Origin of the sequence: Novosphingobium sp. Chol11, from assembly GCF_945870625.1 — a bacterium.
Lineage (GTDB): Bacteria > Pseudomonadota > Alphaproteobacteria > Sphingomonadales > Sphingomonadaceae > Novosphingobium.
The window spans coordinates 1-7,606 of record NZ_CAMBTS010000127.1 but is presented as its reverse complement, the minus strand read 5'-3'; the positions used below and the strand labels follow the sequence as shown (position 1 = coordinate 7,606).

Annotated in this window: 9 protein-coding genes and 1 tRNA gene; 9 read left to right on the top strand and 1 reads right to left on the bottom strand. The window is 66.1% G+C overall.

Annotated elements, in window-relative coordinates; translation table 11 throughout:
• The 3 genes from Q0O40_RS14535 to Q0O40_RS14525 form a co-directional block, all read left to right on the top strand.
• Positions 1-554, top strand: a 554-nt coding sequence (locus Q0O40_RS14535; RefSeq protein ID WP_295531404.1) for a GNAT family N-acetyltransferase, incomplete at its 5' end; no start/stop codon positions are given.
• Positions 551-1,399, top strand: a complete 849-nt coding sequence (locus tag Q0O40_RS14530; protein ID WP_295531402.1) for a transcriptional regulator — start codon at positions 551-553, stop codon at positions 1,397-1,399. The genes Q0O40_RS14535 and Q0O40_RS14530, both read left to right, overlap by 4 nt.
• A 33-nt stretch (positions 1,400-1,432) precedes the next feature.
• The gene (locus tag Q0O40_RS14525) at positions 1,433-2,341 is read left to right on the top strand and encodes an acyl-CoA thioesterase II (protein ID WP_295531398.1); all 909 of its coding nucleotides are present in this window, start codon (positions 1,433-1,435) and stop codon (positions 2,339-2,341) included.
• Between the two features lie 3 nt (positions 2,342-2,344).
• On the opposite strand, the gene uvrC is transcribed toward Q0O40_RS14525, so the two are convergent.
• On the bottom strand, positions 2,345-4,282 hold the full coding sequence (uvrC, locus tag Q0O40_RS14520) for an excinuclease ABC subunit UvrC (RefSeq protein ID WP_295531395.1): 1,938 nt from the start codon (positions 4,280-4,282) through the stop codon (positions 2,345-2,347).
• Between the two features lie 23 nt (positions 4,283-4,305).
• Here uvrC and Q0O40_RS14515 point away from each other — a divergent pair, with 23 nt between their 5' ends.
• The 6 genes from Q0O40_RS14515 to Q0O40_RS14490 all read left to right on the top strand — a co-directional run bounded on the left by Q0O40_RS14515 (position 4,306) and on the right by Q0O40_RS14490 (position 7,226).
• A complete protein-coding gene (locus Q0O40_RS14515) occupies positions 4,306-4,833 on the top strand; it encodes a PilZ domain-containing protein (RefSeq protein WP_295531392.1) in 528 nt (175 codons plus the stop codon).
• A 132-nt stretch (positions 4,834-4,965) separates the two neighbouring features.
• Positions 4,966-5,211: a translation initiation factor IF-1 gene (gene infA, locus Q0O40_RS14510; protein WP_295531389.1), complete on the top strand. Its 246-nt coding sequence runs from the start codon at positions 4,966-4,968 to the stop codon at positions 5,209-5,211.
• Positions 5,212-5,254: 43 nt separating this feature from the next.
• On the top strand, positions 5,255-5,878 hold the full coding sequence (locus Q0O40_RS14505; protein ID WP_295531386.1) for a Maf family nucleotide pyrophosphatase: 624 nt from the start codon (positions 5,255-5,257) through the stop codon (positions 5,876-5,878).
• Positions 5,871-6,878, top strand: coding sequence for a ribonuclease E/G (locus tag Q0O40_RS14500; protein ID WP_295531383.1), 1,008 nt, complete (start codon positions 5,871-5,873; stop codon positions 6,876-6,878). Before Q0O40_RS14505 ends, Q0O40_RS14500 begins: the two co-directional genes overlap by 8 nt.
• Positions 6,875-7,054 (top strand): DNA gyrase inhibitor YacG, encoded by a 180-nt coding sequence (locus tag Q0O40_RS14495; protein ID WP_295531380.1) that lies wholly within the window; start codon positions 6,875-6,877, stop codon positions 7,052-7,054. Before Q0O40_RS14500 ends, Q0O40_RS14495 begins: the two co-directional genes overlap by 4 nt.
• Before the next feature lie 96 nt (positions 7,055-7,150).
• Positions 7,151-7,226: transfer RNA gene (locus Q0O40_RS14490), tRNA-Phe, on the top strand.
• The last annotated feature ends 380 nt before the right edge of the window (positions 7,227-7,606 follow it).

Genomic DNA, 7,606 nt, shown 5'->3' with positions numbered 1-7,606 from the left:
TTCGCCGCCAGCATGCGCGGCTGGCCGAGGCGGGCGCGCTGAGCTTTGCGCGGGCGCAGGACGGCGCGGGGGCGGACGCATGGATCGAGGCGTTCCTCAGCCTGGAGGCGCGCGGATGGAAGGGCGGCGCGGGCAGCGCGCTGGCCTGCGCCGCCGAGACGGCGGGGCTGTTTCGCGAGGCGGTGGCCGATGGCGCGGCGCGCGGGCGGATCGAGCGGCTGAGCCTGGCGCTGGACGGGCAGCCGATTGCGATGCTGGTCAACATGATCGCGCCGCCGGGGGCCTTTTCCTACAAGACCGCGTTTGACGAGGATTTCGCGCGGTTTTCGCCGGGGGTGCTGCTGCAGCTGGAAAACCTAGCGTTGTTGGAGCGCGGGGATGTGGCGTGGGCGGATAGCTGCGCTGCGCCCGATCATCCGATGATCGATTCGCTGTGGCGCGAGCGGCGGCCCATCGGGCGGTTTTCGATTGCCATCGGCGGGAGCGCGCGCCGGGCGGTGTTCGAGCGGCTGCTCGCCTTTGAATTATCGCGCAATCCGGCGGGGATCGCATGACGGGCGGGGTGTTTGACGAGGCCGCGCGCGCGGCCTTTGCCGCGAGCTATCCCGAAGTGCCGCACAGGCTGGCGCATCGGCTGCGCGGGCATCCGCTGCTGGAACTGGAAGCGCTGGCGCAGCTGGCCGAGGCGCTGCCCGAGGCTTCGCGCGAGTTTAACCGCGCCGATCTGCCGGTGGGGCTGAACGGGGCGAAGGCGCCGGCCAATGGCCTTGGCATCGGTGAGACGATCCGGCGCATTGCCGAGACCGGCAGCTGGGCGGCGCTCAAGAACATCGAACAGGTGCCCGCCTACCGCGACCTTTTGCTGGCGCTGCTGGAAGAGCTGCGCCCGGTGATCGAGGCGCGGACGGGGGCGATGCTGCGGCCGCAGGGGTTTGTGTTCATCACCAGCCCGGGCGGGGTGACGCCGTATCACTTCGACCCGGAGCACAATATCCTGCTGCATCTGGCCGGGGCCAAGACGATGACGCTGTTTCCGCAGGGCGACGCCAGCTATGCCCCCGACGAGACGCACGAAGGCTATCACACCGGGGGCGGGCGCGAGCTGTTTTGGCGTGATGAGCTGGCGATTGGCGGCACCGAGTGGAGCCTGGCCCCCGGCGAGGCGCTTTATGTGCCGGTGATGGCGCCGCATCATGTGCGCAATGGGCCGCTGCCGGGGCTTTCGCTCTCGATCACGTGGCGTTCGACGTGGAGCTTTGAGGAGGCCGATGCGCGCGCGTTCAACGGCGTGCTGCGCCGCGCCGGGATTAAGCCGTGCGCGCCGGGGCGCTGGCCGGGGCGGAACCGGCTGCGCGCGGCGGGTTGGCGGGCGCTGCGCAAGCTCAAAGTGGGGCGTTGACGTTAACGGCAGGGCGCGGCATGCGCTTTGGCCATGACCGATCCCATCGATAGTGCGGCACTTGTCGATCGTTTGCTTCACTTGCTCGATGTGCAAGACACTGGCGCGGACCATTTCGAAGGGCGGCGCAAGCAGGGCGGCGTGGGCCGCGTTTTTGGCGGGCAAGTGATCGCGCAGGCGCTGGCGGCTGCCGAGCGCACGGTGGCGGTGGACCGCCCGGTTCATTCGCTCCACGCCTATTTTCTGCGCGGGGGCAACGAGGATTTTGCCATTGATTTCAAGGTTGAGCGCGATCTCGATGGCGGCAGCTTTTCCAATCGCCGGATCGTGGCGAGCCAGCCGGATGCTTCGGGGGAAGTCAGGCCGATCCTGACGATGCTGGCCTCGTTCCACCGCGCCGAACCCGGCGTGCATCATGCCGAGACGATGCCAGACGTGCCCCCGCCCGAAGACTTGCCGAGCGACCACGACTTGCGGATCGAACACGCCGACAAGCTTCCCGAACGCGCCCGCCGCATCATGCTGGAGCCGCGACCGATCGAATTGCGCTCGGTTGAACCGCGCCACTGGATGAACCCCGATCCGCAACCGCCGCTCGCCCACACGTGGTTCCGCGCGGTCGCGCCGCTGCCCGATGATCCCAAAGTGCACCGCGCGGTGCTGGCCTATGCCAGCGACATGACCTTGCTCGGCACGGCCACATTGCCGCACGCGCTCAGCTCGATCAAAGGCACGATGATGGGAGCCAGCCTCGATCATGCGCTTTGGTTCCACGAAGCATTCCGCGCCGATGAATGGATGCTCTATGTCTGCGACAGCCCATGGGCCGGACATGCCCGCGGCTTCAATCGGGGCCGCATCTTTACCCGGGATGGGAGGCTGATTGCCAATGTCGCGCAGGAAGCGCTGATCCGGCCGATTGGTTCCGCCAAGCAAACATAAGCTTCAGGCCGAGGGATTGTAGAAATCGTAGACCAGTTGCGCCACACCAGCGCTGACGCCGGGCGCGCGCTGCAAATCCTCCAGACTGGCTGCGCGCACTTTGCCTGCCGTGCCAAAATGCAGCAGCAACGCGCGCTTGCGCGCCGGGCCGATGCCGGGAACCTCGTCGAGCGGGCTGGCGCTGATCGCGCGGCTGCGCTTGGCGCGGTGCGCGCCAATGGCAAAGCGGTGCACCTCGTCGCGCAGCCGCTGCAAGTGGAACAGCACGGGCGAGGCCTCGGGCAGCATTTTCTCGCGCCCGTCGGGGAAGTGAAACACCTCGCGCCCGTCGCGCCCGTGGTGCGGCCCCTTGGCGATGCCGATCAGCGCAACGTCTTCGATGCCGAGTGCTTCCAGCGTCTCGCGCGCCGCGGTCATCTGGCCTTTGCCGCCATCGATTAGCACGAGATCGGGCCACATGCCCTGATCGCGCTCGGGATCGTCCTGCTGCGCGCGAGTGAAGCGGCGCTCAAACACTTCGCGCATCATGCCGAAATCGTCATTGGTCTGCGCGGTCTTGATGTTCCACTTGCGGTACTGGCCGGTCATGAAGCCGTCCGCCCCCGCCACGATCATCGCGCCCACCGCATGCGCGCCCTGCACATGGCTGTTGTCGTAAACCTCGACGCGCTGCGGCGCTTCGCCCAGCTCGAGGAACTCCGCCATCTCGCGCCACGTCCGCGCCTTGGTGCCGGTTTCGGCCAACCGCCGCTCCAGCGCTTCGGTGGCGTTGCGCTGCGCCTGCTCCATCAGCCGCCGCCGGTCGCCGCGCTGGGGCACTGAAATCTCGATCTTGCCGCCCGCCGCATCGGCCAGCGCCTCGGCCAGCAAGTCTGCCTCGGGCAAGGCGCGATCGAGCAGGATCAGGCGCGGCGGCGGCACTTCTTCGTAGAGCTGGGCCAGCACGCTGGTCATCACTTCGGCCTCGTCCAGCCCGTCGGTATGGCTGGGAAAAAACGCGCGGTGGCCCCAATTCTGCCCGCCCCGGATGAAAAAGGCCTGAATTGCGACATGCCCACCCTTCACCGCCAGCGCAAAGACATCGGCATTGCCCACGCCTTCGGCATTGATCGCCTGGCTGCCCTGGATAAATGTCGCGGCGCGCAGCCGGTCGCGCAGCATCGCCGCGCTTTCGAAATCGAGCGCTTCGGCGGCCTGCGCCATCTGCGTCTCGATCTCTTTCTGCACCGCGCCCGATTTGCCGCCGAGAAAATCCTTCGCCTGGCGCACCAGCTCGCCATAGGCCTCTGGCGTTATGCGATCGACGCATGGGGCTGAGCAGCGCTTGATCTGGTAAAGCAGGCAGGGCCGGTCGCGCCGCGCCATAAAGCCATCGTTGCAGCTTCTGAGCAGAAACAGCTTTTGCAGCGCATTGATCGTGGTGTTCACCGATCCGGCGCTAGCAAACGGCCCGTAGTAATTGCCCTTTTCCCGCCGCGCGCCGCGATGCTTCTGGATGCGCGGAAACGCATGGTCGGAGCGCAATAGAATGAACGGGAACGATTTATCATCGCGCAGCAAAACGTTGTAAGGCGGGCGATAGCGTTTGATCAGCTGCGCTTCGAGCAGCAGCGCCTCCGCTTCTGAATTGGTCGTGATAATTGTCAGCGCGCGGGTCTGGCTCACCATCCGGCGCAGCCGGTTGGGCAAGCGTTCGACTTGCGTGTAGTTCGCCACGCGGTTTTTGAGCGCGCGCGCCTTGCCCACATAGAGCACATCGCCGCGCGCATCGAGCATGCGATAGACCCCAGGGCGTGGCCGCAGGGTTTGCACCACCTCGCGGATCGCGGCAATCCCGGCCTCGATGTCGGGCTGGTCCGCGCCGCGCAGGGTATAGCTCGCCTTATCCTCGTTGAAACGGTCGGAGGACTGCCGGTCCGGAGGAGATTGCGCGTTGCTCATGCTGCCTTGCAGATAGGCCGCCGATGCGCCTTTGTGGAGAGTGCCGCCGCGATTATCCCCGCGCCGGACAATTCGCGGAAAAGCCAGGATATGCGTGTTTTCCCCTAGTTGCCGAGGGCAAGAGCATCAAGAACCCGGAGCTATCGTTTGCCGCGATGTCCGCGCCAGCAGATCTGCCCGGTGAGCCCGAATCCCGCATCATTCGGCGGAACGATGCGCGCGTCCGGCTGGGAGTTCCGGCCAAGATCCAGCTTTTGAGCGGCCTCACATCCTGCCGCCTCGATAATCTTTCGCAGCGCGGGGCGCGGATCATGCTGGCCGAAGTCGCGCCTGCTGTCGGAGCGCGCGGCCTGCTCATCGTTTGCGGCATCGAGGCGTTTGGCGAAGTCATCTGGTTCCGGGGGATGGCCTGCGGACTGCGGTTCGATCAAAGGTTGCCGCTTGAGCAGGTCGTCGCCGTCCGCCATTTCAGCGACCAATGGACTGGCAGCGAAGCGCCCGGCCGCCGCCCGATGGTGCGTAGCTCTCTGCAGCGCAGCCGCAACACCTGAGGTTAGACCACAGCAAGTTCAACGCGGGCTTCCCTTTTGCGCGATGCCGCGCTAATGGCCCAGCAGAGTGCGTGCATTTGCCCGCTCGTTGCATTGCAAATGCTCCCACGAAGAAGGCAACTGAAACCGCCTATGGCGAAAGAAGAACTCCTCGAGATGCGCGGCCAGGTGGTCGAACTGCTCCCCAACGCCATGTTCCGTGTGAAGCTCGAAAACGATCATGAAATTCTTGGCCATACTGCAGGCAAAATGCGCAAGAACCGCATTCGCGTGCTGGTGGGCGACGAAGTGCTTGTCGAACTGACACCGTACGATCTGACCAAAGGCCGCATCACTTATCGCTTCATGCCCGGTCGCGGTGGTCCCGGACAATTCTGAGGGGGCCAATTCTGAGGGGGCCAGTTCTGATCCCCGCTGCGGCGTGACACCTGCTGCGCCAGTTACTGCCGCGCTTCCTCTCCCCCTTCCCTGCCCGCCGCTGGTGCTCGCTTCGGCCAGCCCGCGTCGGCGCAATCTGCTGGCGCGGCTGGGGGTGATCCCCGACCGGGTGATCGCCGCGGATATCGACGAGTCCCCCCGCCCGCGCGAATTGCCGCGCGATCATGCGATCCGGCTTGCCGCCGAAAAGGGGCGCGCTGCTGCTGCGCTTGCGCCTGGCTGCCTGATCCTGGCGGGCGACACGGTTGTCGGCGCCGGACGCCGCATTTTGCCCAAGGCCGAAGACGAAGCGACCGCGCGCCGCTGCCTTGCGGTGCTCTCGGGCCGCCGCCACCGGGTGTTTTCAGCGGTCGCGCTGCTTACCCCCGATGGGGTGATGCGCAGCGCGCTGAGCGAGACCGTGCTGCGGTTCAAGGTGCTCTCCGCTGGCGAGGTTGACGCCTATATCGCGGGCGGCGAGTGGCACGGCAAAGCGGGCGGCTATGCCATCCAAGGCACCGCCGAGAGTTTTTGCATCTGGCTTTCTGGCAGCCATTCAGGCGTGATCGGGCTCCCTCTCTATGAAACCTGGCGGCTGCTAATCGCGGCAGGTTGCGCGCTTGCCTGAGACGCGCAGCGCGCAATGGCTGCATGAGGCCGGGATTGGCGAGGAGCGCGCAATCCTGATCGAAGGCGGCGCGATCCGCGCAGCGCGGGTGGTGTGGGACGAGGCATGGCGCGCAGGTGCAGTGGCCGAAGCCAAGTTATTGAGCCGCATGCCCGGCACCCGGCGCGGCGTGATGCGCCTGCCCGGTGGCACCGAGGCGCTGATCGATGCGCTGGATCCCGCATTGACCGAGGGCATGAGCATCATGGTGCGCGTGACCCGTGCCGCCATTGCCGAGCGCGGACGATCCAAGCTGGCGCATCTGCGCCCGGCTACGGCAGGCGAGACCGCCTGCCCTGCCCCCAGCTTGCTCGCCGAGTTGCGCAGCGCCGGCGCGCCGGTGCGCAGCGTGCCCATCACCGATCGCAGCTTTGACGAGGCCGGCTGGTCCGATCTGGTCAGCGATGCTTTATCCGGCGAAGTGGCGTTTCCCGGCGGCGGATTGATCATCAGCCCGACCCCGGCGATGACCCTGATCGATGTCGATGGTTCGCCGCCGCTGCCCGCGCTGGCGCTGGCTGCGGTTCCGGCGATTGTCGCCGCGCTGGGCCAGTTCGATATCGGCGGCGCAATCGGCATCGATTTCCCCTCGCTGGCCGATAAGCGCGACCGCCATGCCGTCGACGCCGCGCTCGCCGCAGTGCTGAGCGATTGGCGCGGCGAGCGCACCGCGATGAACGGCTTCGGCTTTGTCCAGCTCGTCAGCAGGCTGGAACGCCCATCATTGATCGCGCGCTATGCGCAAGCGGGCGCGGGCGCGGCGGCGCGCATGCTGCTGCGCCAGGCCGAGCGGGTGAGCGGACCGGGGATGCTGCTGCTCAGCGCGCATCCGGCGGTGCGCCGCGCGGTGCAGGCCGAGTGGGAAGCGGAGTTGGCCCGCCGCACCGGGCGGCTGGTGCGCTGGCAGGAGGATAGCGGCCTTGCGCTTGGCGGCGCATTCGCTCAGATCGTGGCCGCATGAGCCCGAATCCTGTCCGCCCCGCTTCTGTCCGCAAGTGCCCGATCTGCAGCAAGCCGCGCAGCGAGGCGCATACCCCGTTCTGCTCCCAGCGCTGCCGCGACCGCGACCTGATGCGCTGGCTCGATGAAGGCTATGTGCTGCCCGGCCCGACGATCGACCCCGAAGACGAGGAATAGCCGCTTACGCGAAACCGTCATCTTGGGGCTGGACAACCCGGACAGGCTTCGCCATACGCGCGCTTCTATTGCGCGCCGCTACTGCTGCGCCACGATGCCCGGGTAGCTCAGTTGGTAGAGCACGTGACTGAAAATCACGGTGTCGGCGGTTCGACTCCGTCCCCGGGCACCATTGGCCTATCCGCCAGCGTCCGCCAAAGCTTGTAAAAACCTCAGAAATCTGCCAATAATAACGCTGGTTTGGTCGCCAGTGTTCGCCGTTATTCGCCTCTAGCCGGGTGATTTTGGGGGCCATGCTGGGGGCCACTTGAAATCAGCTGAAAGGCGTGGCCCCCAAATGGCACTTTCTGTTCCCCGTCAGCACCAATGGCACAGATTTGAGGTTGTGATTTAAGGAGTGTTAGGGCTTCGTCGTAGTGACGAAGGAACGAAGATGAAGTCCCAACACTCCTTGAAAAAATCGCCTGCCAAGGCCCCTGCCGAGCGGGTGGTGAAGGACATCCGGCGGCAGACCCGGCGGCACTTCTCGGCCGAGGACAAGATCCGCATCGT

What these genes read in the sequence shown, in the direction of transcription:
- Q0O40_RS14525 (WP_295531398.1), top strand. Translation starts at nt 1,433, where the DNA reads ATGACCGATCCCATCGATAGTGCGGCACTTGTCGATCGTTTGCTTCAC.
- uvrC (WP_295531395.1), bottom strand. Translation starts at nt 4,282, where the DNA reads ATGAGCAACGCGCAATCTCCTCCGGACCGGCAGTCCTCCGACCGTTTC.
- infA (WP_295531389.1), top strand. Translation starts at nt 4,966, where the DNA reads ATGGCGAAAGAAGAACTCCTCGAGATGCGCGGCCAGGTGGTCGAACTG.
- Q0O40_RS14530 (WP_295531402.1), top strand. Translation starts at nt 551, where the DNA reads ATGACGGGCGGGGTGTTTGACGAGGCCGCGCGCGCGGCCTTTGCCGCG.
- Q0O40_RS14495 (WP_295531380.1), top strand. Translation starts at nt 6,875, where the DNA reads ATGAGCCCGAATCCTGTCCGCCCCGCTTCTGTCCGCAAGTGCCCGATC.
- Q0O40_RS14515 (WP_295531392.1), top strand. Translation starts at nt 4,306, where the DNA reads ATGCGCCTTTGTGGAGAGTGCCGCCGCGATTATCCCCGCGCCGGACAA.